Below are 25,613 nucleotides of genomic sequence, written 5' to 3' on the forward strand. Positions count from 1 at the left end.
CAGGGGCAGGAACGATCGTTGAAGCGACGAGCCTGCCCCTTCTTAGCAGCGAAATTTGTTATGCCATTATATAAAATGTCTGATTTTGCTATAATGGGCACAGACTTGAAAGTAGGAAGGAAGCGTTAAGCGTGAAACAAGTCACGATATATGACATTGCCAAGGAGGCAAAAGTATCGATTTCGACGGTATCCCGAGTATTGAACGATACTGCTCCGGTAAGGGGATCCACCCGTGCGAAGATTGAAGAACTAATTCAAAAATACAACTTTCAGCCTAATGCGATGGCCAGAAGCCTTCTTAGCAAAGAAACTGGAATTATTGGCGTGATTGTGCCCGATCTGACCAATCCCTTTTTCCCGGAAGTGTTCGCCGGAGCAGAGCAGGAGGCGCAGCAGTCTGGGCATACATTCCTGCTTAGTAATACGATCGGCGATTATGCTAAGGAATCGGAGTATCTCAGCATTCTGCGGGAGAAACGCGTGGACGGGATTATATTTTTGGGGGGGAGGATCAATTTAAAAAACTGCGAGGAGCATCTGGTGCAAGAGCTCGTGCAGTGTGCCAGCGTCATTCCGACTGTATTAGTCAATGGAGCTTTGCGGGGCACCGACTTGGTCAGGGTAGCCACGGACGAGTCTGCGGGCACCGCTCTCGCGGTCCGGCATTTGATCGAAATGGGGCATACGGAAATCGGCTTCATCGGCGGAGAAAGCCATATGACGACGACATCTATCAAGCTGCGGGCATTCCGGAAGACGATGAAAGATGAGGGGTTGAAGATACGTGAGGGATGGCTGCTGCCGGACAGCTTCTCCATTGATTCGGGCAAGCGTCAAATGCTTAAGCTGCTGGCCATGAAGGAGAGGCCGACTGCCGTGTTCTGCGTCAATGATTATACGGCGATCGGAGCGATCAAAGCGGCTACGGAGGCCGGACTGACGATTCCGGACGACATATCCATCGTCGGATTTGACGATATACCGCTGGCGAACCATTTTATCCCCGAGCTGACTACCGTTTCCCAGCAGGCGCATGAGCTTGGGAGGACGGCTGTTAAAGTGCTTAAAGCGATGATGAACAATGAAAATGTCAAGAAGCTGACTTCGCTCGAACCGCAGCTTATCGTTCGGCAAAGTTCGGGTTCCCGGAGGGGATAATTCCTCCGCGGCGAACATAAAAGTGAAGAGCTTCTTTCAAGAGCAGCAGCCGGATTGATCGGGTTGCTGCTCTTTTGTTTATTAAGGGTCTGATGAGATGGCGAAGGCTTCTTCCTCTTAATACCATGATACATATTTGGGATAATTAAACTTTAATATTGACCAAGGATTGGAAGCGAGCTATAATGAAATGGGTTTCATGAAAACCCTTACATAAATCTGCGAGTGGTCAGAACGGCTGTTTTTTCGAAATGAAATTTTTCCTAAATCATTTATATAATGGCAGCTGCCACTATATAAAATTACATTCCGGGGAGGGTAGAGCCGCTTTTTTTTACCGCACCGTCTTGCTTTTATTCGTTTAATCATTCATTAAGGGGAGTGTGCTGAACAATGAAACAGATGAAAAAAATGAAACCGATGTTGATTGTTTTATTAACAGTCGTTTTGATGATTATTTCTGCATGCAGCGGCAACAACGGAGGAAACACGCCGGCCACCGAGGCACCGGCAAGCGAGACGCCGGCTGAAACGGCTGCACCGACCGAGGAGCCTGAACCGCCGGCCGCTGATTTGGGAGGCAGAGAAATTCGCATTTCGCATTGGTGGGATGCAACTCCTGTCGGAGATTCGGAAGCGGACGAATTAGCCCGCGAAAGAATCAAAAAGGTGGAAGAAAAATACAACGTTAAAATTAAGTATCTGAATACGGAATACTGGTCGACTTCAGAGAAGCTTTCTTCCTCTGTCATGGCCAACGATCCTTTTGCAGAAATCGTCCGCCTGCCTGACGGGTTCATCTGGGGGCTTATGCACGGAGGATTCCTAACGCCATTGGATGATGCCCTCAATAATACGCGCATTGCGCAAGACGTAGTCGAATCGATGCGTTTTGGCGGCGAGAATGTATTCGGCCTGGAAGGCTGGTACAACGCGAACGATTCCGGTATGTACTACAATAAACGGATTTTCAAGGAAGCAGGCTTGAAGGATCCGCAACAGCTGATGGACGAGGACAACTGGAATTGGACGACAATGCTTGATGCCGCGAAAAAACTGACCGTTGACAATAATGGTGACGGAAAGGTTGACCAATATGGTTTGGCCGGCGCGCATTATATTTTCTCGGAGCAGCTGATCACCAGCAACGGCGGCCTTATCTACGATGAAGTGAACAAAAAAGCAAGCTTTGATTCTCCTGAATCGATGGATGCGCTTAATTTCTTGTATGAGCTGTATAACACACACAAGGTCGTGAAGGAGAACGAAGGAAATGACTGGGAGGATCCAGCGAAATATTTTGCTGAAGGCAACATTGCTATGTATCCGGGCGGACTATGGGAAATCGAGGGACGCCTGCAAGACAAGATGAAGGATGAATGGGGATACGTTTACTTCCCTAAAGCACCTAATGCAGCAACGTATACAGATCCGCTCGGACAAACCGCTGCCTATGTTATTCCAAAGGGAGTCAAGGACGCGGAAGCCATTGTGAAGATCTGGGAAGAATTGCAAGATTTCGATAACTATGAAGCAAACCGCAAGCTGTGGCTTGAAAATGTGCTGCCGGATGAAACTTCCATCGCAAATGCCATGAATGAAGCGGGCAAAGTTCAGCGGGTAATCGGCGGACGATTCGGAGGTCTTGGCGTTAAGGAACAGCTCGACTCTGTGACAGGTAAGTTCATTAAAGGTGAAATTACGCCGTCGACGGGTGTCGCTCAAGTTATTGGGCCCGCGCAAGCCGCTTCTGAAAAGGTGCTGCGCGGTGAGATCGAAGAGAAGAAAGAGTAGATTCGCCAAGCATTATAGGTAAGCAATCAGACACTGCCCGGTTTTCCGATTAAGGAAGACTGGGCGGTTGCTGACAAAACAAGATTCCGCTAGTTTGCAAAAGGGAGGGAATGAGGTGAAAATCGCCTTTTCCAGAATGACCGTCGCTTGGCTGATTGTCATCGCTATGCTGATCTCGATATTGGTTTTCCCTGCATATCAGTCCGACGCATCCGGTACTAAAGCCGCGACAAATACAGAAGCCGATGCAGAGAGCGGCCAGAACTCCTTGACGAACGTATCAGAGAACAGCTACGAGCATTATTTGCAGCAGTACGAAGATGAAGAACGGCCAAATGAGGAGATCGTGATTCGAGGGGCGGATTTTACAAGCGCTAATGAAATGAACCCCGAAATCGTTGGAGAGCTGGGTGGAATATCGGGCAACTTCGTCAAGACGGCGGAGAGCGGTTCGATCGGGTGGGAACTCGAGGTACCGACAGCCGGGTTATATCATATCGCCATTAACTATTTTCCGATAGAAGGCAAAAGCTCTGCCATCGAAAGGGAGCTGTTGATCGACGGAGAACTTCCGTTCACCAGCGCCAGAAACCTGACTTTTAACCGTGTATGGAAAAATGGAAGCGATCAAATCATGCAAGATAATCGGGGCAACGAGCTGCGGCCGCGCCAGGTCGAATCGCCTATGTGGCAGGAGACGCTGTTTAGAGATACTGAGGGATATTTCGAAGAACCGTATCTCTTCTATTTCTCGGCTGGCAAACACACGTTGACACTGGTGTCTTCCAGAGAGCCGATGGCGATCGACTATATTAAATTGTATCGCTACGATGGGCCTGCTGCTTACGAAGAGGTGAAGGCATATTATGCGTCTAAGGGTTATAACGATACCAGCGGGCACCTGATCAAAGTACAGGGCGAGAACGCCGCGCTCAAGTCATCGCCGACTTTATATCCCATCCCGGACCGCTCTAGTCCGGCGACAGAACCTTATGACGTATCGAAGATCAGAATGAATACAATCGGTGGAAACAACTGGCGCGTGCCAGGCCAATGGATCGCATGGGAAATTGAAGCGCCGGAGGACGGATTATACCGCATTGCCATTAAGAACAGGCAAGAATTGTTACGGGGCATTTATTCAACGCGCTCGCTATGGATTGACGGGAAAATCCCGTTTCAGGAAATGTCGCAAATTCCGTTTTATTACGACTCGGACTGGCAGATGAATGTGCTCGGCAGCGAGGAAGAGCCTTATTTATTCTATTTGACCAAAGGAAAGCACGAGCTGAAGCTTGAGATCAGTCTGGGCGCGATCGCACCTCTGATACGCCAAGTAGAAGCAAGCCTGCTCGAAATAAATGCCATGTATCGAAAAATCTTGATGATTACCGGTAACGTTCCAGATCCTTACCGTGATTATCAATTAGATAAACAAATTCCCGACATGGTAGAAGTGTTCCGGAAACAAAGCGACATTTTGTATGCCGTGTCGGAAGAGCTGGTACGCCTGACGGGCGAAAAAAGCGACAAAACCGCCGTGTTGAACAAAACGGCTTATCAGCTGGCAGATTTGGCCAAAAAACCGGAATCGGTTCAGAAGCGGCTGGCTCAATTCAAAATCAATGTAGGCAGCGTGGGTGCCTGGATTCTCCAGGTCAGAGAGCAGCCGCTCGAAATCGATTATTTAGTCCTTGCATCGTCTGACGTAAAGCTGCCTAAAGCGAATGCTTCCTTTGGCAAGAAAACCGTTCATGAGGTATCGTCCTTCTTCCATTCCTTCATTGAAGATTACGATACGATAGGAAACACGGCCGATGATAAGCAGTCCATAACGGTATGGGTTGGAACGGGGCGCGATCAGGCGCAAGTGCTGAAAGCGATGATTGACGACACGTTTACGCCGCTTACCGGAATTGGCGTAAATCTTAAGCTGGTCAATCAGGACGTGCTGCTTCGCGCGTCGCTTGCGGGCGAAGGCCCAGACGTTGCCATGCAGGTCGGAAATGATGTGCCGGTCAATTTCGGCATGCGGAACGCAGCGGAGGATTTGACGAAATTCCCGGACTACGAGGAGGTCGTAAAGCAATTCAGAGATAGCGCGACTGTTCCTTACCAGTTTGAGAATCAAGTATTCGGTCTGCCTGAACAGCAAATCTTCAATATGCTGTTTTACCGGAAGGACATCCTGGAGGAGCTGAATTTGGATCCGCCGCAGACGTGGGAGGATGTATATGCGATGATCCCGGTTCTGCAGAAGAACCACATGGATTTCGCTCTTCCGATTGCCCAGGCGACGGGTGTCCCCGTGCTGGAGGCGAACCGTGCTTATGCGATGCTGTTGTACCAGATGGACGGATCGTTCTACTCGGACAACGGGGCGAAGAGCGGTCTCGATACCGAGATTGGACTCAGCGCATTCAAGAGATGGACCGACTTCTATACCAGCTACAAGCTTCCGCTGATCTTCGATTTTCCGATGCGGTTCAGAACGGGAGAAATGCCGGTTGGCATACAGGATTATACCTTCTATAACTATTTGACCGTGTCCGCGCCGGAAATCAAAGGCTTATGGGAGTTCGTTCCGGTTCCAGGCATGGAGCAGCCGGACGGCACCATTCGCCGGGACGTAGCCAGCAGCGGAACAGCCGCCATCATGCTCAAGCAGGCCAAGAACAAGGATGCGGCATGGGAGTTCATGAAATGGTGGGTAAGCAAGGACGCGCAGGTACGCTTCGGCAGAGAGATGGAAGGGCTGATGGGCGCCGCGGCACGTTATCCGACGGCCAATATCGAAGCGCTCAAAGAGCTGCCGTGGCCGGCGCGCGATTATATCAATCTCGAAGAGCAATGGCAATGGGTGCAGGGTGTGCCGGAGGTGCCGGGCGGTTATTTTACCGGCAGGCATCTCGACAACGCGCTGCGCGAAGTGATCAACAACGGCACGAATACAGCCGACGCCTTGTATGACTATGTACAGGAAATCGACTATGAGATCTCGGAAAAACGTAACGAGTTCAATTTGGACGGAAAGGACTAGGGAGGGACTCTTTTGCAAAAAACGAAAATCGCTGACGAGATTATGATGCAGCCAAAGGGCCGCTCTGCCGGCTTGCAAGGGAAGTGGGAGCTGTTCGTCAAGGACATAAAGCGGGATCGGCATTTATACGTCCTGCTGGCTCCATATGTGTTGTTGTTCCTGTTATTTACCGTGCTCCCGGTCGTCATATCGATTTTCTTCAGCTTTACGCATTTCAATATGCTGGAGCCTCCGCGCTGGATCGGCTGGGAAAACTATTCCAAGCTGTTGTGGAACGATGACGTATTCCTGATCGGGCTTAAAAATACGATGATCTTTGCCGTTATTACCGGACCGGTCAGCTATATCGCTTGTTTCGTCTTTGCTTGGCTCATCAATGAGCTTAATCCGAAGGTCAGGGCATTCATGACGCTCGTGTTTTTCGCGCCGTCGATATCGGGCAACGTTTTCTTTATCTGGCAATTTATTTTTTCCGGCGATTCGTACGGCATCATGAACGGATTCCTGATGAAGATCGGAATCATTTACGAGCCGATCCTGTGGCTGCAGAATCCGAAATACATGCTCACGATCATCATCGTCGTCCAATTATGGTTGAGCCTGGGCACCAGCTTTCTGGCGTTCATTGCCGGCTTGCAGACCGTTGACCGCACGCTGTACGAGGCGGGAGCGGTGGACGGAGTCAAAAACCGCTGGCAGGAGCTTTGGTTTATTACCCTTCCTTCGATGCGGCCTCAGCTGATGTTCGGCGCCGTCATCCAGATTACGTCCTCCCTTGCGGTAGCGGACGTCGCCATGGCTCTAGCGGGCTTTCCGAGCGTGCAGTACGGAGCTCATACGGTTGTTACGCATTTGGTGGATTACGGCACGATTCGGTTCGAAATGGGTTATGCGTCGGCCATTGCAACCGTGCTGTTTATTCTAATGCTGGGCTCGAATCTGGTCGTTCAAAAGTTGCTGAAGAGGGTGGGGGAATAGGCGGGATGAAGCTGGCCATACGTCTCAATAAAAAAGTGAACCGCTCTTGGCAGGTGGATATCATGCTGCTTCTTTTGCTGGGCGTGTTCGGTGCCTTTATGGCAGTACCGTTGATTTATGTCATCAATAATGCGTTCAAACCGCTGGATGAGCTGTTCATATTCCCGCCTACGCTGTTCGTGAGGAATGCGACGTTCGATAACTTCGCGGATTTGTTTCAAGTTATGAAAAACTCCTGGGTGCCATTTTCCAGATATATTTTCAATACGTTTTTTATTACGGTGGCAGGAACCGCAGGTCATATTCTGCTTGCCTCCGCGGCGGCTTACCCGCTGGCCAAGCACAAATTTCGCGGTCATAAAATATTGTTCACGGTCATTGTCCTTTCGCTGATGTTTTCTCCGCATGTGACAGCCATTCCGAACTATATGATCATGTCCGTCTTGGGATGGATTGATTCGTATCAGGCTGTCGTCGTTCCAGCGTTCGCTTTTCCGCTCGGCCTCTATTTAATGAAGCAATTCATGGAGCAAATACCGGACGCGCTGCTGGAAGCCGCGAAGATCGACGGCGCCAGCGAATACCGCATTTTCTGGCAGGTCGTCATGCCGCTCGTCAAGCCTGCCTGGTTGACGCTGCTCATCCTGATGATGCAAATGCTGTGGGGAACGGATGGAGGCAGCTTTATCTACAGCGAGCAGCTTAAGACGATGCATTACGCCATGGGGCAAATCGTTCAGGGCGGTATCGCCCGTGCAGGGGTAGGAGCCGCAGTTGCGGTTATTATGATGACGGTGCCGATCGTAACGTTTGTTTTGTCTCAAAGCAATGTGATTCAAACGATGGCTTCGTCCGGCATGAAGGACTAAAGCGATGGAGGCGTATAGGTTTGATAATAAAGCGATCGATTCTGATCCTGACGGCTTTGATGATTATCGCGAGCCTAATTCCTAAGCCGGCTCACGCATCGCCGTACGAGGGATATACCTATTCGTATTGGGGAGATGCCGTTCAATCGCCGATCGCTTATCTTCCTTCCAAGGCGATAACGGGTCAGGAAATAGGCATTGGACCAATGGCGGCGCCGAGCGATATGTTCGCGGCGCCTGACGGCAATCTGTATGTTCTGGATTCCGGTAACGGACGGATTGTTGTGCTTAACAGCGAGTGGAAGGCGATCCGCCAAATTCAAGGCTTCAACAATAACGGCAAGCAGGATAACTTCAATATGCCGGAAGGCATCTTCGTTAGCGGGGCAGGTCATATTTATGTGGCGGATACCGAAAATCGGCGCGTAGTCGTATTAGACAGCAGCGGAGCGTTCATTAGAGAAATCGGCGCTCCGCAGTCGGAGGTACTCAGCGACAATTTCGAATACTTCCCGCGCAAGGTGATTGTCGATAAGGCCGGCCGAATCTATGTTGTCGCCAGAGGCGTCTTTGACGGCATCATCGAATTCGACAGCGATGGCGATTTTACCGGCTTTATAGGTACGAATCCCGTGCAATTCGATCCCGTTGATTTGTTCTGGAAAACCGTATCGACAAAAGAACAGCGGGAAAAAATGATCCGTTTTGTCCCGATTGAATTTAACAATGTGGACGTAGATACAGACGGATTTATCTTTACGACTACAGCTGACAAGCAAACTGCAATTCCCGTTAAAAGGCTGAACCCGTCCGGCATCGATGTGCTTCGCATAAACGGAGCATGGGGCCCGATCGGCGATTTCAGCAGGGAGCGCTCGGCTTTCATCGACATCGATGTCAGCGGGAACGGCGTGTACCGGACGCTTGATTCGACTCGGGGGCGAATTTTCACTTATAACGAGGATGGCAATTTATTGTATGTGATCGGCCAGCTCGGCAATCAACTCGGCACGTTCAAAACACCGATCGCGATTGAAAGCTTCGGCAATCGAATCTTTGTACTCGATCGCGATCTGGGATTGATTACCGAGTTTACCGCGACCAAATTCGGAAGCCTGGTTAACGAAGCGAACGGCTTGTACAGCATGGGGAAGCACGATGATGCGGCAAAGCTGTGGGAACAAGTGCTCAAGCTTGATGCGAATTACGAAATGGCCTATGTCGGAATCGGTAAATCGATGCTGCGTCAAGGCGAATACAAGCAAGCCATGACTTATCTGAAGCTGGGTAACGACAGGGAATATTATTCCAAAGCGTTAACGAAATTCCGCAGGGAATATATGCGGGAGTACTTCGGGACCTACATGACGGTTGTGATCGCGCTCATCCTGATCGTAATGGCCGTGCGCCGTGGCATGAGGATAAGAAAGGAGGGCATGAAACAGGATGCAGTTTCTCAAGGACGCTAAGTACACGCTGCATGTCGCTTTTCATCCCTTTGACGGTTTTTGGGATCTGAAATACGAGAACAAAGGAAAGCTTAGAATCGCGCTTGCCATCTTGTTCGGCGTGACGGTTATGATGATACTGAAACGCCAGTATGCCGGCTATGTAGTCAACTTTAATTACCCGCTTGATTTAAACAGCATCGACGAGTTGAAATACATCGTCCTCCCGTTCCTGCTCTGGTGCGTCGCGAACTGGTCTTTGACCACGCTGATGGACGGGGAAGGGAAATTCAAAGAAATTGTCATCGCCACAGGCTACGCGATGCTCCCTTTAATTCTAATCTATCTGCCCAATATATTGCTCAGCAATGTCATTACGCTGCGCGAGGCTTCGTTCTATTTTTTGCTGGAATCCGCGGCCACGCTGTGGTTTGTTTGGCTGTTGTTTATCGGGACGATGACGGTCCATCAATACACGGTTATGAAGACGATCATGACGATGCTGTTAACCGTCGTGGTCATGGGTGTCATTATCTTTTTGGGTCTGCTGTTCTTCAGCCTGATTCAACAAATCGTTTCTTTTGTTTATACGATCTATCAGGAACTTTCATTGCGAGCATAAGAAAGGGGGCCAAGCGGTGAAGCGGAGGCTTGCGATCATTATGACTGCAGTCATTATCGGCTGCTTGCTTATAGCCCAAGGCACCAATTTCGCGGAACCTGCATCCGGGGCGGTGTCCGTATCAGAGGCAGGGGCGGAATCCGCGCCGGGCGACGGACAGACTGCCGAGGTAACGGCAGCGGGTAACAACTCCGGCAAGACGGCGAGTGTAACCGAAGGTATGGAAAATGCGGCCGAGAATGAATTTTTGATTTTGTACGTCAACAATGCAACGACGGAAATCGCGGTTCAGGATAAGCGCAGCGGGGCGATCTGGTATTCCAATCCGCAAGATCGCGAAGACGACAAGGTCGCAACCGGCTACAACAAAGCGAAGCTGAACGTGCAGGTCGAGATCACTTATTTGGACAGTGCGGGAAATTCGTTAAAGTATGACAATTATACGCACAGCGTCCAGAACGGCCAATATGTCATCGAGAAGGTAAGCGGAGGCTTGAACATCGTTTATACGCTTGGGGAAGTTAAAAGCGATATCGACGCTATACCTAAGTATATAAGCGAGGAAAGATTTCAAACTCTCATCCTCGATAAGATCGAGGATTCGGGGGACAAAAGAGAAGTTGAAAAGCGTTTTAAACATAACGAGCAAGAGAAGCGTTACGAAAGAAGAGACTCCTCCTTAAAGGGCGTCGGACTAAAGAAAGTCACCGAAGTTTTCGAACAGATCGGATACGGCGAGGAGCAGAAAGCGATCGATAATGCTGCGTTTGGCGAAGCGGCCGCCGGCGAACTCAACGTTAAGATCCCTCTCCATTACCGGCTTGACGGAGAACAGTTGAAGGTTACGGTGGATTCGGGCGGGGTTGAATACCCGGAATCGATGAAAATTCAAACGCTGTCCCTGCTGCCGTTTTTTGGTGCAAGCGGACTCGAGGACGAAGGCTATACGCTCGTTCCCGACGGCTCGGGTTCACTGATCCGCTTTAACAATGGAAAGACGTACGCCAATCCGTTCCGTAAAGAATTATACGGAACGGATGCATCCATTAGCCAGCGCATTCGAGTTCAGAATGATGAAGCTGCGCGGTTGCCTGTATTCGGGATGAAGTACGAGGACCGGGCATTTGTCGGTATCATTGAAGAGGGAGATGCGGTTGCAGCCGTCGAGGCAGACATAAGCGGCAGGCTGAATGTCTATAACACGGTGTCCTCCAGCTTTAAGCTCCGTAACCTGGAGGAGGTTACCCTGACGAACGGGTGGCGCTCCAGTACGGTTAAGAAGTTTCAAGCAGCGCCTTTCCAGGGCGATATTAGTGTTCGCTACGGATTTCTCGGCGCCAAGGATGCCAGCTACTCCGGCATGGCCGCGCATTACCGCGATTACTTGATCAAGCAAGCGGGTCTAACTAGGCTGACGGATGAAGAAAGCGTTCCGTTCTATGCCGAGTTTATAGGAGGCATACCGAAAAAGAAATTTTTCCTGGGCATTCCTTATAACGCCTATGAGCCGCTTACAACCTTCGATCAAGCCGAATCGGTATTGGACCAAATGATGGATCTGGGAATCGGTAACATCAAGCTGCGTTATACAGGTTGGTTCAACGGAGGCATCGTCCATGACGTCGCGAAATCCATTACCGTCGACAAGAAGCTTGGCGGAAGCAAAGGATTGAAAGAGCTAAAGGCTTATGCCGATGCCAACCGCATCTCGCTGTTTCCTGACGCAGCTTTTCTTGAAGCAGCTCCGAACGCGGACGGTTTCAAAAAATCGCAGGCTTCCCGGTTTATTACGGGCAAGCTGGCGCATATTTATCCGTACAGCGCTGCCGACTTCAGAGAAGACGACGAACAGGAGCCTGGTTATGTGCTAAGTCCGAAGTCGCTGCCCAAAACGGTAGACGGATTTATGGCCGATTACGAGAAGCTTCAGCTCACCGGAGTATCGCTGCGCGATCTTGGCAGCAAGCTGAATTCCGACTTTAACCGTGCCAATGTCATCGATCGCGAAGAAGCGAAGGTTATCGTCAATGAACAGCTGCAGCAATTGAGCGGCTCCGTCAAAGAAATATTGGTGGAAGGCGGAAACGCCTATGCGGCTGCCTATGCGCGGCATATCGTGGATGCGCCGATGACAAGCAGCGGCTTTATCATTACCGATGAAACCGTTCCTTTTTTTCAGACGGTGTTTCACGGTTACGTAAATTACGCCGGAATGGCCTGGAACATGGCGGACGATCAAGATTCTGCGTACAACTTCCTGAAGGCGCTCGAAACGGGCTCCGCTATGCATTATACATGGTTTCACGCGAATTCGTCGGCGATCAAGATGACGGAGTTCGATCACTTGTATTCCGCCGATTACCGGCTTTGGATCAATGAAGCGTCTCAAAAATATCGCGAACTTAACGATGTTCTCCATGATGTGCAAACCCAAACGATTGCTGATCATCGAATGCTGGCGGATGGCGTGTATCAAACGACGTTCGAAAAAGGCAAAACGATTATCGTCAATTATAACGATACAGCATCGAATGTGGACGGAATTTTAGTGGGGGCGAAGGATTATTGGGTTGGAGGTGAAACGCAGCGATGAGGTTCAAGAAGCTTTCGCTTGAACAAAAAAACAGATATTACGGGCTTTATTTCATACTTCCCTGGTTTGTAGGCTTCTTGTTCCTGTTTATGATTCCGCTCTTATCCTCGTTGCGGTACAGTTTAAGTAATCTGCAAGTTACGGATGAGGGCTTCAGTCTGGAGTTTATCGGGTTATCGAACTATCGGGAAGCGTTGCTGTCACACGAATCGTATGTCAGGATATTGACGGAATCCGTGATGAATATTGCGGTCAACACGCCGCTCATTATTATTTTTAGTTTATTTTTTGCGGTTCTGCTCAATCAGAAGTTTAGAGGACGGGTACTCGCCCGGGCTATCTTCTTCCTTCCGGTTATTCTGGCATCGGGAATTATCGCCAGTATCGAGAATGGAGATTTGATGCAGTCCGTCGTTCGAAGCGCGAACGACACAACCGGCGGCGGTTTGTCCGTTATGAAAAATTTGGAGCTCACCGTCATCCTCGTTGAATCGGGGATAAATGTTACCTTTGTCGAGTACTTGACCGGGGCAGTCAGCCGAATCTATGAGATCGTCAGTCAATCCGGCGTCCAAATTTTAATTTTTCTTGCAGGGCTTCAGTCGATCTCACCCTCCTTATACGAGGCAGCCAAGATCGAAGGCTCGACCGGCTACGAGGCTTTTTGGAAAATTACGTTTCCAATGATCAGCCCGTTGATCCTGACGAATCTGGTCTACACGATAATCGATAGCTTCATCAGTGATGAAACTAGCCGGCTAGTGGTAGATACGGCATTCAAAAGCTTCGATTTTGGTCTCAGCGCCGCGATGGCTTGGATGTATTTTGCCGTCATTGCGCTTGTATTGTGGATCACGACGTCGATTGTGTCGCGCAAGGTCTTTTACCAAGATTAGCGGGTTAGGCGAATGCTTACGATGTATGTTTGCTCTGCAAACATTGAAGGTCAATGCTTACGAAGTATGTTTGCTCTGCAAACATTGAAGGAGAGATTACATGAAGACGGAAACGGCAGTACAACAACGGTCAACGAGAGAAGCGCGGATACAACGCTTGGCATCCGCTGCCTATTGGGTTGAATTCGCTAAGAAATGGTTATGGGTCATCGTCCGATTCGTGCTTATTTTCGGCATTTCGTTTGTCATCGTCTACCCGATTTTGTTGAAGCTGTCGATTGCGTTCAAAAGTATGGACGATTTATACGATTCCGCTGTCATTTGGGTGCCGAAGGCGTTTACGCTCGATAATTTCAAGCTCGTGTTCCAAGCGATGAACTATCCGCGCGTTCTGCTCAATACGTTATTTCTTTCCTCCGCGGTTATGCTGCTCCAAACGATAACCTGCGTGCTGGCCGGATACGGCTTTGCGAGAGTGAGGTTCAAGGGAAGCGGCCTTTTGTTCGCGGCAGTTATTTTTACGATTCTAGTGCCGACCAATACGATTATGATTCCGCTCTATTTACATTTCAAAAATTTTGATCTGTTCGGATTGATTGAGCTCATCAAGGGCGAGCCCGCCAATCTGATCAACACCTACTGGCCGTTTATCATTTCTGCCGCACTTGGCATGGGCGTGAAGACAGGATTGTACGTTTATATTTTTCGCCAGTTTTTTAAAGGGATTCCGCGAGAAATTGAAGAAGCTGCTTACGTTGACGGCGCCGGCTATTTTTCGACTTTCAGAAGAGTTATTTTGCCCAATGCCATCCCTTCGATGGTGACGGTCATGCTGTTCTCCTTCGTATGGCAATGGAACGATTCCTTCTTTACGAACATGTATTTGAATGAACCGAAGGTCATGTCTTCGATGATGGCTTCTTCCGGTTATGCAATCGCCACTTTCCTTAGCGGAGGGGAACAGGCGGCAACGGCATCTTATGTTCAGGATCCGTTCTTTATGTCCATGATGATGAATACCAGTGTCCTGATGGCGATACTGCCGCTCATTATTTTATATTTGTTCGTGCAAAGACATTTTGTAGAAAGCGTTGAACGTTCAGGATTAGTAGGTTAGGAGAGGCGGATGAAAAGAAAATTGATAGTCATCACACTTGTTGCCTTTACCTCAGTGCTCGGTTTGTATTTCGGATTTACGTCGGGAGGTTCCGGCAGTTCTAGCAGCTCCAATAGTTCCAACAGTTCCAATAGCGTGAAAAAGACAGAGGTGCCCGTGCAGCAGCCGGCGCCTCCGGACGCCAATGTATCGATCGACGAATCGGTCCGTTATCAAACGATTGATAACTTCGGCGCATCCGACGCTTGGTCTATGGATCCTCTGGGCAAACATTGGACGGAGGAAAATAAAAACCGGGTCGCCGACCTGCTTTTTTCGAGGGAGAAAGGGATCGGACTATCCGCATGGCGTTTTAATATCGGAGCAGGCTCGAATGAAACGGACCAGACGATTATTCCCGATCCGTGGCGGCGGTCGGAAACGTTCAAGAAGTCAGATTCCGGCGATTACGATTGGAGCAAGCAGTCGGGCCAGCAGTGGTTTCTAAAGGCGGCCAAGGACCGCGGCGTCGATACTTTGATCGCATTCGTGAACAGTCCTCCGGTCTGGATGACGAAGAACGGACACGCCCAACCAGACCCGGACGTTGGCTCCACGAATCTCAAAGAGGACTACGAGGATGAATTTGCGACCTACTTAATCGATGTATTGGAGCACTTTAAACAGGAAGGCCTGACGTTTCAATATATAAGTCCCATTAACGAGCCGACTTGGGATTGGAACCGCGCGCAGCAGGAAGGGAATCGCTATAACAATGAAGACTTGAAGCGAGTCATTCTCGCATTGCACCGTCAACTGAAGGAAAGCAGCCTCGATGCGCAAATCAGCGCTCCGGACGGCGTGGAAATTACTTCTCTGCTGGATGACGAATATTATCAAATGTTTGCGGGCAGCGGGCAATATACGAGCGGGTCCAATAACCTGGGAACAGGGAAATACCGGGAATATATAAAGGATTTGCTCGGTGACCCCGAGCTCAAGGAAGCGATCGGCAATAAAATCGCTTCGCATTCCTATTGGTCCGATTACAGCAAACCGGGAGACGACCGGCTCGTCAAGCTGAGAGAATTGCTCGATGACAATTTGAAAAAATACAACGCTGAGGCTAAATATTGGGTGTCGGAATATTGTATTCTTGGCGATTACGGTCCCGGCCGCGACCTCGGCATGGATCCCGCTTTGTATGTGGCCAGAACGATTCATTTTGATTTGACGAAGGCGAATGCGGCCGCATGGCAGTGGTGGACTGCGGTGTCCAAGGTGGATTACAAGGACGGCCTGATCTATACCGACTTTAATGAAGCGGGAGACGAGCAAAATATTTTGACATCCAAAATATTGTGGGCTCTCGGCAACTACAGCAAATTTATCCGTCCCGGCGCGGTGCGCATTGCGCTTACGGGGCTGGACGAGGGAGCCGAAAGCGAGCTGCTTGGCTCGGCTTACGTACATGCAGAAGAACAGACGGTTACGGCGGTGTTCGTCAACAACAGCGAAGAGGATAAGCGTATTCAGCTTTCGTTGAAAGGCATGGACCAGAGCAAATCCATTGCGCTTATGGAATCGTACATCACGTCGGCTGGCCGCGATCTTGCTCGGGGTGAAGATATTACGGTTCAGGACGATCATTCCTTCGAAGCGGTTATTCCCGCGAAGTCGGTCGTCACCTTGACGGGGAGAGGGGCAGACGATGCAAGGTAATAGCAAAAGCGATGAAGAAATGGTACAGTTAGATCAAATAGCGCTTACGGTATACAATATCGATAATGTGCGGGGTAACTGGACTTTGCCTGTCAAAGGGGAGAACGGAACGACGATCATATGGCAATCCGGAAGCCCGGAAGTCATAACGGCGTCCGGAGAAGTGACACGTCCCAAGCCCGGCAGCGGGAATGAATCGGTAAAGCTTACGGCGACCCTCTCCCGAAACGGCGTCACTGCGGAGAAGGTGTTTCAGGCAATGGTCCCAGCGAATCCTGCTAAGGAAGAGTTTGCTAGTTACCTTTTTTTGTTCGTCGACGAATTCGGTTCCAGAGGATATTTGCCGCTCGAAACGTCGGATCAGCTGCATGTCAAAAAATAGATACGCTTAGGGAGCCGCATCTTTGCGGCTTTTTTCATTTTTACGAAAGTGTAATTTGCGAAAAAAAAAGACCGATTTTTATATCGGCCTTGGTCAGATAGAAACTCTTTTTAGACGAAAAACGAATTTGCGCCTCTATGGATAATACTTCCGTCTGACATACGAACGGAATCATCGTTATATCCAACAATTGTTGCGGCTGGGCGAATCTGCATACCGTTTTGCATTGCTTTGATTATCGCTTTTTCAGCAATGGCAATTTCAAAATCTTTGTCCGTAATTAGTCTTTGGCCTTCTTGAAGTTTAATTTTCCCTTGCATTTAGACATGCCCTCCACGGTTCTATTTGTTTTTTGTTCTAATGTCAAATGATACATTAATTACTTCATATAATGCAATGGAAGCGGATGTAATTGGGAAAAGTTTTTCAGATTAGGACTAGAAAAAATTGCAGCTATACGCTTTTCAGCTTGGAAAGCGGCCGTTTTGGTCGGAAAACCATAAACATAAGTCGTTATACCGAAAGCGGACGGAGGATGGAATTCGGTAAAATAAAATCGGGATATTAGACTCATTAGGGAAATTGAAAGGGAGAATGCTGATATGGCAGAACTGAAGGTAACTCATCTAACCGCGGAATACCGCCGTGAGCTGCTCGGGACGGATGTTACTCATCCGCGCATGAGCTGGCATATTGAATCCGACCGTCAGGGGACCTCGCAAAAGGCTTATCGAATCCAGACGGCCGGGGAGAACGGGAATTTCAATGAACCGCTGTGGGATTCTGCCCTTTGCGAGTCGGACAAGAACGTTCTGGTTCCGTACGATGGTCCCTCGCTTTCATCCTGTACCCGGTATCTGTACCGGGTGAAGGCATGGGACAATTTCGGGCGGGAGTCTGAATGGAGCGAGCCGGCGTGGTGGGAAACGGCGTTCTACGACTCGAAGGAATGGGTGGCGCAGTGGATTACGCCTACTTCCGAATCGATCGATCCGCAGGCAGAGCCGGCATTCTTGCTTCGTAAGCCGTTCTCGCTGAAGGGAGCGGAAATCGCTTCGGCGCGCATTTATGTAACCGCTGCCGGCGTGTACGAGCTTTACCTCAACGGGGATAAGGTCGGAGACGACGAGCTTGCGCCAGGATGGACAAGCTATCGCTCCCGACAAGCCTATCAGACTTACGATGTGTCGGCGCAGCTTCAGAAGGGCGACAACGCGATCGGAATTATGGTAGCCAACGGCTGGTACAAAGGGCGGCTGGGCTGGGAGAACAAGGCCAATCATTACGGCGATCGCCGTGCTGTTCTGGTACAGCTGCATGTTAGATACAACGACGGAACCGAAGAGGTGATGGGATCCGATCCAACTTGGAAAGCCTCGACGGGAGCGATACGATTCTCCGAGATTTATGATGGAGAAACGTACGACGCCCGCATGGAGCAAAATGGATGGAGCGAGCCGGGATTCGACGATTTGTCTTGGGGCGCTGCCGAACGGTTGGAGCTTTCACTCACGCATTTGGTCGCGCAAGAGAATGTTCCGACACGCGTGACGCAAACGCTGAAGCCGCTGGCTGTAATCGTTACGCCATCCGGCGATACCCTGCTGGATATGGGCCAGAACATGGTGGGGCGAATCCGCTTTAACGTCTCGGCGCCGGAGGGCACGGTAATTAAGCTGACCCATGCCGAGGTTTTGGACAAAGAAGGCAACTTCTACATGGGCAACATTCGCACCGCCAAACAGTTGGTCACTTTCATCGCCAAAGGCGAAGGAACCGAAACCTATGCGCCGCATTTTACATTCCAAGGATTCCGTTATGTCAAGGTGGAAGGCTACCCGGATCAAGAGAAGGGATTGCCGCCCGAAGCATTTACCGGCGAAGTGATTCATTCCGATATGGATCAGACGGGAGCGTTCGAATGCTCGGATGAAATGGTGAATCAACTGCAGCGGAACATCGTGTGGGGCCAGCGGGGCAACTTCCTCGACGTTCCTACGGACTGCCCGCAGCGAGACGAACGCCTTGGGTGGACAGGCGATGCGCAGGTATTCGCCGGGACGGCTTTGTTCAATTACAACGGCGGTCCGTTCTTCACCAAATGGCTGCGTGATCTGAAGGCAGACCAACTGGCCGACGGCCAGGTTCCATTCGTCGTGCCAAACATTATTCAAGGGTATTCGTCAGCTGCTTGGGGCGACGCCGCGACAGTAATTCCATGGGCGATGTATACGAGTCTGGCTGACAAACAAATTCTCGCCGAGCAATACGACAGTATGAAGGGTTGGGTGGATTTCATCCGGTCCCAGGGCGACACCGAGCATATCTGGGACACTGGCTTCCATTTCGGAGATTGGTTGGCCTTGGACGCCAAGGAAGGAAGCTATATGGGCGCCACTCCGAACCACATGGTAACGGCGGCATATTTCGCACTTTCCACGCGAATTATACGGGATGCCGCCAAAGTGCTTGGCATCGAGGAGGATGCCGCTTATTACGGGGAGTTGGCCGAGCGGATCGCAGCGGCGTACCGCGATGAATTCATCACGCCGAACGGTAGGGTCGCCGCCCGAACGCAAACCGCCCATGTGCTGGCTCTTGTCTTCGATCTTGCTGAGTCGAAGGACCGCGCAAGAATCGCGCTCGACCTGAACGAAATGATCGTGGAAAACAACTATCACCTGACTACCGGTTTCGTTGGAACGCCTTATCTTTGCTTCGCGCTCTCGGATAACGGATACCATGAAACGGCGGTTAAGCTCCTTCTACAGAAAACGTATCCTTCCTGGCTCTATTCCGTTTCCAAGGGAGCGACCACGATTTGGGAGCACTGGGACGGGATTAAGCCGGACGGCTCGTTCTGGAGCGATGACATGAATTCCTTCAACCACTACGCCTATGGGGCGGTGGGCGAATGGATGTACCGCAAAATTGCCGGTCTTTCGCCGGATGCGGAACAGCCGGGCTACAAAAAAGTCCGGATCGAGCCCGACTTCACAGGCGGAAGGCTGAGCCATGCCCAGGCGTCGTACGAATCGATGTACGGGACTGTGGAAGCCGGATGGACGTTTCATGACGGACAAATCCGGGTCGAGGCCGTCGTTCCAGCCAATGCAGCCGCGTCGATCCTGCTGCGCGGAGCGCATGCGGATGAGATAAAAGGCAGCATAAAGGACGAAGGAATCTTATCTATCACACAAGAAGCAGAAGGAGTCCGGGTAGAAACAGGATCGGGCCGTTACGTGTTCACATACGCAAGGACGGATTCTACTTACCGGATTTACACACCCGATATGCGGCTAAGCGAAGTCGTTCAATGGGAAACGGCCAAACAAATCCTGGACCGACATGCGCCGGGTTTTTCCGGTAATTTGAATCATTTTGCCAACCTGCCTCTAGCAGCGGCAGCCAACAGCCCCATGGGTACTGCCATTTCTAAAGAGCAATATGAGGCCATCAGCCGGGAGCTCTCCCAAATCCGTGAGTAAAGGCGGAGACGTCTCCCATCCTTTGGCGTGTATCGCAAATGAAATAGAAAAGATATAATACAAAGAAAGTCAACCATAATAAAGGAGGAACGGCGGCATTGCGCAGAATCAAACCGGTAGTCAACTCACTACGCTTCAAATTTTTTGCCGCCGTTCTCGTTATTTTCATTCCTCTGGTTACTGTTCTTATCGTCAATAATTACTATTCCGTTGACGTAGTCCGAAATCAGGTGGCGCAATCTAACAAAAATATGTTGAGTCTTTATAAGGACCAGATCGACCGCAATCTCGAAGAAGTGGACAAGTACCTGGCTAATACGTTGGAGAGCGATTTGAACGTGCTTGATCTCGAATTTCCCAAAGAGAAGGACTTGGATCGCTATAACATCGCAAAAATTTCCCTTTTTAATATGATTCGCGAGGATCTCGGCTACTACCCGATTCTGGATTCATTTTTCGTCTATTCCGAGATCAACCGCGACCTGATCGTGATACAAAACTCGTTAGATACTTTTGAAGCACGCGAGTCGGCGCGGAACGAAATGCTGGAAATGATTAAACTTAACGCCAATTCAATCGATTACGCACGCTGGCATCTCTGGGAAGGCAAGAACGATTATTACTTATTCCATCTATTGAAGTCCGGCAATGTGTATATGGGGGCTTGGATGAGCAGCGATAAATTGATGGTGCCGCTCAATCTGATTGATCTGGGCAAATCCGGCGTTGCGCTTATTACGACGGACAACGACGAGCCTATCAGCCATAAGAACCTGATTCAGGACAAGGAAATCAACTTGGAATTCCCGGAAGAATCCTATACCATCACAGGAGAAGGCAAGGATCAGTATCTCGTGATGGGCGAGCCTTCCACGCAGGGCAAATTTAATTTAGTGGTTGCAGTGCCCGACAGCACGATCCTTCAGAAGCTTCCCTATCTGCAGCGGATCTCATCTTTCATCTCGCTGGCAGCCGTCCTATTTCTGTTTCTCTTCATCTTTATGATGAGAAGAGTGTTCCTGAATCCGGTCAAGCGGATAGTCATTGCTATGCGGAAGCTTCGGGACGGCAACTGGGATTCCAGGATGGAGCAGGTGCCGACCTCAACGGAGTTCGAAATTGTAAACGAAACGTTCAACCGCATGATCACCGAGATTCACGATCTTAAAATTAACGTGTATGAGGAAAAATTAAACCATCAACGCGCGGAGCTGCGCCATCTGCAGCTTCAGATTAATCCTCACTTTTTTTTGAATTCGCTCAATATCATTTATAATCTGGCGACGGTAAGGGATTTTGCCCTGATCCAGGAAATGACCAAATGTCTGGTGTCTTACTTCCGGTTCATGTTCCGAAGCAATTCCTATTTTGTGGCGCTCAGGGACGAGCTTGCCCACACGGAAAACTATCTGAGGATCCAGCAGCTTCGATTCCCGGATATCTTCCAATACCATGTCGAGATGCCCGATCATCTGCTCGATACGGAGGTTCCACCTTTGATCGTTCAGACCATGGTGGAGAACACGATCAAGTACGCGGTCAACATGGAGGAGCTGATCCTGATATCGGTTGAAGTCTGCATAGAAGAGACCGGAAGAGATTCGCGCCTTGTCATTCATATTAAGGACACGGGTCCCGGGTTTCCGAAGGAAGTGCTTCAGCGGCTTGCGTACGAAGGGGAACCTGTCAACGAGACCGGGGAACAGATCGGGATTTGGAACGCTAGGCGCAGGCTTCGCTTGCTGTATGAAGACCAGGCGGATATTGATTTCTATAACGAGAACGAAGCGGGAGCCGTTGTGCGGATTTCCATTCCCATAAAGACAAAAGATCCTTGAGGTGATGATTCATGTATCATGCGTTGCTTGTTGACGATGAAGTCCACGCGGTGAGAGGACTGCAGGCGGGCGTTCAATGGGAGCGCCTGAATGTAGGGTCTGTGTATACGGCGCATAGTTTGAAGCAGGCACAGGAAGTTTTCCGTTCCCAGTCCGTGCATTTAATGGTTTGTGATATCGAAATGCCCCAAGGGTCGGGATTGGAATTGGCCGCTTGGGTCAAGGAGCATTATCCCGATACCGAGACCATTTTCCTGACATGCCATTCGGATTTTCAATTTGCCAAACAAGCCATTCAACTCGACAGCTTCGATTACTTGCTGAAGCCCGTTGATTATTCGGAGCTTGAATCGGTGATCGGCAAGGCGTTCGATAAGATGGCCAAAGCAAGGGAGCTGCGTTCCTTCGAGGAAACCCATCATCATTACAGGCAGCTATGGGAATCGCATCAGCCGGTCGTGGCAGAGCTTTTCTGGCAGGACCTGATTCATCGGAAAATCCCTTCAAATCCGGAAGCGCTCTGCGGGCACTTGCGGAAAGCTGGGCTCGCGTATTCCGAAAATATCCGTTTTCTGACCGTCTACACCCGTGTCCAGCGCTGGCACAAAGAGCTGTCGGAACGGGATCAGCGAATCATGGAATATGCCCTTCGCAATGTGCTGCAGGAAGCCATGGAAACAACGCCCGGCACGGCGGTCATTCCGGCAGCTAACGGTTCTTTTCTGACCGTGATTCCTTTGGAATTGCCAGTGAACGAGGGGGAAACACGTGAGAATTGCGATGCGTTCATCCGCAATTGCAATCAGTATTTGTTTTGCGATATCAGCTGTTACGTCGGCGATCGCGTGCCGCTTTACGAATTGGCCGGCATGCTGCGCGCCCTTCAACAGCTCGACGAGAATAATGTGACCCAGATCAACCGGACGTTCATCCTTAGCGAGTCCAAAAAAAATGGGTCAAGGCTGGATCCGGCTCCTCTAGCCGGATGGGCGGAATGGATGAAGCAGGGCGCCCGAGATAAGCTGTCGGAACAGGTATCGAAGTATTTGGAATCATGGAAAGCTTTCGACGGCTCTGTCGATGCGCAAGCCCTGCATTCCTTCTACCAGGACTTCCTCCAAATGATATTTTTCGTCCTTCAGTCGAAAGGTCTGCAGGCTAATCGTGTATTCGCGCAAAATCTGCTGACGGACAAGCCGGAATCCGTGCTTCGCTCGCTGGCATCCCTGCAGGAGTGGGTAAGGTATGTCATCGAAGTCGCGATGAACCACATACACGCCATAGAAGAAAACTTATCCGTCGTGGACAAGGTTAAACGTTTTATTGCGGACCAGATCGGACAGCAGGACTTATCTCGGGAAGACATCGCTAGACATGTTTATCTCAATCCGGACTACTTGTCCCGAATCTTCAAGAAAGAGACGGGAATGTCGCTTTCGGACTTCCTTCAGCAAAGCAGGATCGATTACGCGAAGGAGCTGCTCGCCAATACCGGTCAATCGGTCAGCGACATAGCGGTCACTTCCGGGTACTCGAATTTGTCCTACTTCTCGACGATCTTCAAGAAAGCAACAGGAGTGAACCCGGTGGACTATCGCAAGCGGACGCAGCAAAATTAGGATTTGAGCCGATTCCGTACCAGCGGAATCGGCTTTTATCTTTTATGGACCCGGAGATGGTCGGAATTTTGAAAGTGGGAAGTCGTTTTTTTGGTAAGCGGCATGATGTCCTGTCCCTTAGAATGAGAATATAACAACAGCAAGAAAGAAGGGGACAGCAGATGGTACAAACAGGATGGACTCCGTTTTTCAAGAAGCTCAAGCGTTACCGGGCCTTGTTTTTGATGATGATTCCAGGGATCGCTTACCTCATTATCAACAATTACCTGCCAATGTTCGGAGTCGTCATCGCCTTTAAGGACATCAACTATGCCAAGGGCATACTCGGCAGCGATTGGGTGGGGTTCAAAAACTTCGAGTATCTGTTCAAGACGGCGGATGCTTTCATCATCACCCGCAACACCATTCTTTATAACGTATCATTCATTATTCTTAATACGGCAATGGCCATCGCGGTTGCGATTCTGCTCAATGAGGTAAGAAGCAAGCTCTCGGCCCGTTTCTATCAAAGCGTCATTCTTCTTCCGTTTCTGATTTCTATGGTTATCGTAGGTTATCTAGTACTCTCGATGCTAAGCGCTGAGAGCGGTTACCTGAACCTGAATCTGCTTCCGATGTTCGGAATCGAGCCGATATCCTGGTACTTCGAACCGAAATACTGGCCTTACATCCTAACCATCGTTCAGATCTGGAAGTCTACCGGATACCTGTGCGTCATCTTTCTGGCAGCGATCATCGGCATCGACCACGAGTATTACGAAGCGGCGACGATCGACGGCGCGACGAAATGGCAGCAGATCCGCACCATTACGGTACCGCTCATAGCGCCTACCATTACGATCATGACGCTGCTGGCGATTGGGCGCATTTTCTACTCGGATTTCGGCTTGTTCTACCAAGTGCCGCTCAACTCCGGTCCGCTGCAGCCGGTTACGGACGTTATCGATACTTACGTTTACCGCGGCCTCATGACGCTCGGCGATATCGGAATGTCATCCGCAGCCGGTCTGTACCAATCCTTGGTCGGATTTATCCTGGTCCTGCTGTCCAACTACATCGTCAGCCGACGCAACAAAGAAAACGCCTTGTTCTAAGCGGAAAGAGGGAAAATGACTATGAAAACCAACGATATGAACCAGACCGTCGTCCATGCGATTTTCATCATTCTTGTAGTGCTGTGCCTGTTTCCATTCGTACTGCTCATCATGTCCTCGTTCACGGAGGAAAGCGCGATCGTAAGTAACGGATATTCGTTCTGGCCGAGCGAGTTCAGCCTGGATGCTTATTCGTACCTCTGGATACAGAAGGCGGCAATGTTTAATTCCTACGGGATCACTATCCTGATCACGATCATCGGCACTTTCGTCGGCCTGCTGATCAGCGCCTTGCTCGCGTATCCGTTATCCCGGCGGGACTTGCCGATGCGCAGCATCCTAAGCTTTCTGGTGTTCTTCACGCTCCTGTTCAACGGAGGCCTTGTGCCGACGTACCTGATTTATACCGAAGTTTTCCACATGAAGAATACGCTGATGGCCCTAATTATTCCCGGTCTGCTCACCAACGGTTTCTTCATCCTGCTGATTCGGACTTTTTTCGCCAATTCGATTCCGGTCCAGATTATCGAGTCGGCTTATATCGACGGAGCTACGGAGTTCAAGATTTTTTACCGGATGGTGCTGCCGTTGTCGCTGCCGATTCTAGCGACGATCGGCCTCATGCTGACGATCAACTACTGGAACGACTGGTTCAACGGCCTCATCTATATCACGGAGCCGGAACTGTTCAGTATCCAGAACCTGCTCAACCGGATGCTGGTAAACATCCAGTTCCTACAGCAGAATAATCTGGGCGGACAACAGATGGCGGCCAACCCGCCGATGAACTCCGTGCGGATGGCAATGGCCGTTATCGGAATCTTGCCGCTGATCCTAATTTATCCGTTCTTCCAGAAATATTTCGTCAAAGGCCTCACCATCGGGGCGGTCAAGGGTTAATGCCAGGATAAGCCAGTTCCGGGCCTTTGCGCCCGGTTGGTATAGATTACAGCTGCAGTGCCAACATAATCTAG

At 50.1% G+C, this 25,613-nt stretch carries 18 protein-coding genes; 17 read left to right on the forward strand and 1 reads right to left on the reverse strand.

From position 1 onward, the window contains the following. The first annotated feature begins 131 nt into the window (after positions 1–131). The 12 genes from ACN6MW_RS24505 (at position 132) to ACN6MW_RS24560 (ending at position 16,600) form a co-directional block, all read left to right on the forward strand. A complete protein-coding gene (locus tag ACN6MW_RS24505) occupies positions 132–1,160 on the forward strand; it encodes a LacI family DNA-binding transcriptional regulator (RefSeq protein ID WP_419872479.1) in 1,029 nt (342 codons plus the stop codon). A 393-nt stretch (positions 1,161–1,553) separates the two neighbouring features. Then, entirely contained in the window at positions 1,554–2,954 is a 1,401-nt protein-coding gene (locus ACN6MW_RS24510) for an ABC transporter substrate-binding protein (RefSeq protein ID WP_419872480.1), read from the forward strand. A 136-nt stretch (positions 2,955–3,090) separates the two neighbouring features. Beyond that, on the forward strand, positions 3,091–5,994 hold the full coding sequence (locus ACN6MW_RS24515) for an extracellular solute-binding protein (protein ID WP_419876435.1): 2,904 nt from the start codon (positions 3,091–3,093) through the stop codon (positions 5,992–5,994). Between the two features lie 42 nt (positions 5,995–6,036). Continuing rightward, positions 6,037–6,972, forward strand: a complete 936-nt coding sequence (locus ACN6MW_RS24520; protein ID WP_364144499.1) for a carbohydrate ABC transporter permease — start codon at positions 6,037–6,039, stop codon at positions 6,970–6,972. Between the two features lie 5 nt (positions 6,973–6,977). After that, positions 6,978–7,841, forward strand: coding sequence for a carbohydrate ABC transporter permease (locus ACN6MW_RS24525; protein WP_364142179.1), 864 nt, complete (start codon positions 6,978–6,980; stop codon positions 7,839–7,841). Between the two features lie 20 nt (positions 7,842–7,861). Beyond that, complete coding sequence (locus ACN6MW_RS24530) at positions 7,862–9,310, forward strand: gluconolactonase (RefSeq protein WP_419872481.1); 1,449 nt, start codon at positions 7,862–7,864, stop codon at positions 9,308–9,310. After that, the gene (locus ACN6MW_RS24535; protein ID WP_419872482.1) at positions 9,288–9,911 is read left to right on the forward strand and encodes a Yip1 family protein; all 624 of its coding nucleotides are present in this window, start codon (positions 9,288–9,290) and stop codon (positions 9,909–9,911) included. The genes ACN6MW_RS24530 and ACN6MW_RS24535 overlap by 23 nt, the downstream gene beginning before the upstream one ends. A gap of 16 nt (positions 9,912–9,927) precedes the next feature. Further along, positions 9,928–12,504: a DUF5696 domain-containing protein gene (locus ACN6MW_RS24540; protein WP_419872483.1), complete on the forward strand. Its 2,577-nt coding sequence runs from the start codon at positions 9,928–9,930 to the stop codon at positions 12,502–12,504. After that, a complete protein-coding gene (locus ACN6MW_RS24545; protein WP_419872484.1) occupies positions 12,501–13,400 on the forward strand; it encodes a carbohydrate ABC transporter permease in 900 nt (299 codons plus the stop codon). Before ACN6MW_RS24540 ends, ACN6MW_RS24545 begins: the two co-directional genes overlap by 4 nt. A gap of 100 nt (positions 13,401–13,500) precedes the next feature. Next, positions 13,501–14,517 carry a carbohydrate ABC transporter permease gene (locus ACN6MW_RS24550; RefSeq protein WP_419872485.1) on the forward strand — a complete coding sequence of 339 codons (1,017 nt, stop codon included), beginning with the start codon at positions 13,501–13,503 and terminating at the stop codon, positions 14,515–14,517. Positions 14,518–14,526: 9 nt separating this feature from the next. Further along, complete coding sequence (locus ACN6MW_RS24555; RefSeq protein ID WP_419872486.1) at positions 14,527–16,218, forward strand: glycoside hydrolase; 1,692 nt, start codon at positions 14,527–14,529, stop codon at positions 16,216–16,218. Further along, positions 16,208–16,600, forward strand: a complete 393-nt coding sequence (locus ACN6MW_RS24560; RefSeq protein ID WP_419872487.1) for an immunoglobulin-like domain-containing protein — start codon at positions 16,208–16,210, stop codon at positions 16,598–16,600. The genes ACN6MW_RS24555 and ACN6MW_RS24560 overlap by 11 nt, the downstream gene beginning before the upstream one ends. Positions 16,601–16,710: 110 nt before the next feature. Here ACN6MW_RS24560 and ACN6MW_RS24565 read toward each other — a convergent pair whose 3' ends face one another. Then, positions 16,711–16,920 carry a hypothetical protein gene (locus ACN6MW_RS24565; protein WP_419872488.1) on the reverse strand — a complete coding sequence of 70 codons (210 nt, stop codon included), beginning with the start codon at positions 16,918–16,920 and terminating at the stop codon, positions 16,711–16,713. Between the two features lie 282 nt (positions 16,921–17,202). On the opposite strand from ACN6MW_RS24565, the gene ACN6MW_RS24570 reads away from it, so the two are divergent. The 5 genes from ACN6MW_RS24570 to ACN6MW_RS24590 all read left to right on the forward strand — a co-directional run bounded on the left by ACN6MW_RS24570 (position 17,203) and on the right by ACN6MW_RS24590 (position 25,539). Then, positions 17,203–20,088: a family 78 glycoside hydrolase catalytic domain gene (locus tag ACN6MW_RS24570; protein ID WP_419872489.1), complete on the forward strand. Its 2,886-nt coding sequence runs from the start codon at positions 17,203–17,205 to the stop codon at positions 20,086–20,088. Positions 20,089–20,186: 98 nt separating this feature from the next. Further along, positions 20,187–21,926, forward strand: a complete 1,740-nt coding sequence (locus tag ACN6MW_RS24575; protein ID WP_419872490.1) for a sensor histidine kinase — start codon at positions 20,187–20,189, stop codon at positions 21,924–21,926. 11 nt (positions 21,927–21,937) lie between these two features. Then, a complete protein-coding gene (locus ACN6MW_RS24580) occupies positions 21,938–23,545 on the forward strand; it encodes a response regulator transcription factor (protein WP_419872491.1) in 1,608 nt (535 codons plus the stop codon). 161 nt (positions 23,546–23,706) lie between these two features. Beyond that, the gene (locus tag ACN6MW_RS24585; RefSeq protein ID WP_419872492.1) at positions 23,707–24,639 is read left to right on the forward strand and encodes an ABC transporter permease; all 933 of its coding nucleotides are present in this window, start codon (positions 23,707–23,709) and stop codon (positions 24,637–24,639) included. A gap of 21 nt (positions 24,640–24,660) precedes the next feature. Continuing rightward, a complete protein-coding gene (locus ACN6MW_RS24590; RefSeq protein WP_419872493.1) occupies positions 24,661–25,539 on the forward strand; it encodes a carbohydrate ABC transporter permease in 879 nt (292 codons plus the stop codon). Positions 25,540–25,613: the final 74 nt, after the last annotated feature.

It is taken from the genome of Pristimantibacillus sp. PTI5, from assembly GCF_048572955.1.
In the GTDB taxonomy this organism is placed as follows: Bacteria; Bacillota; Bacilli; order Paenibacillales; family Paenibacillaceae; genus Pristimantibacillus.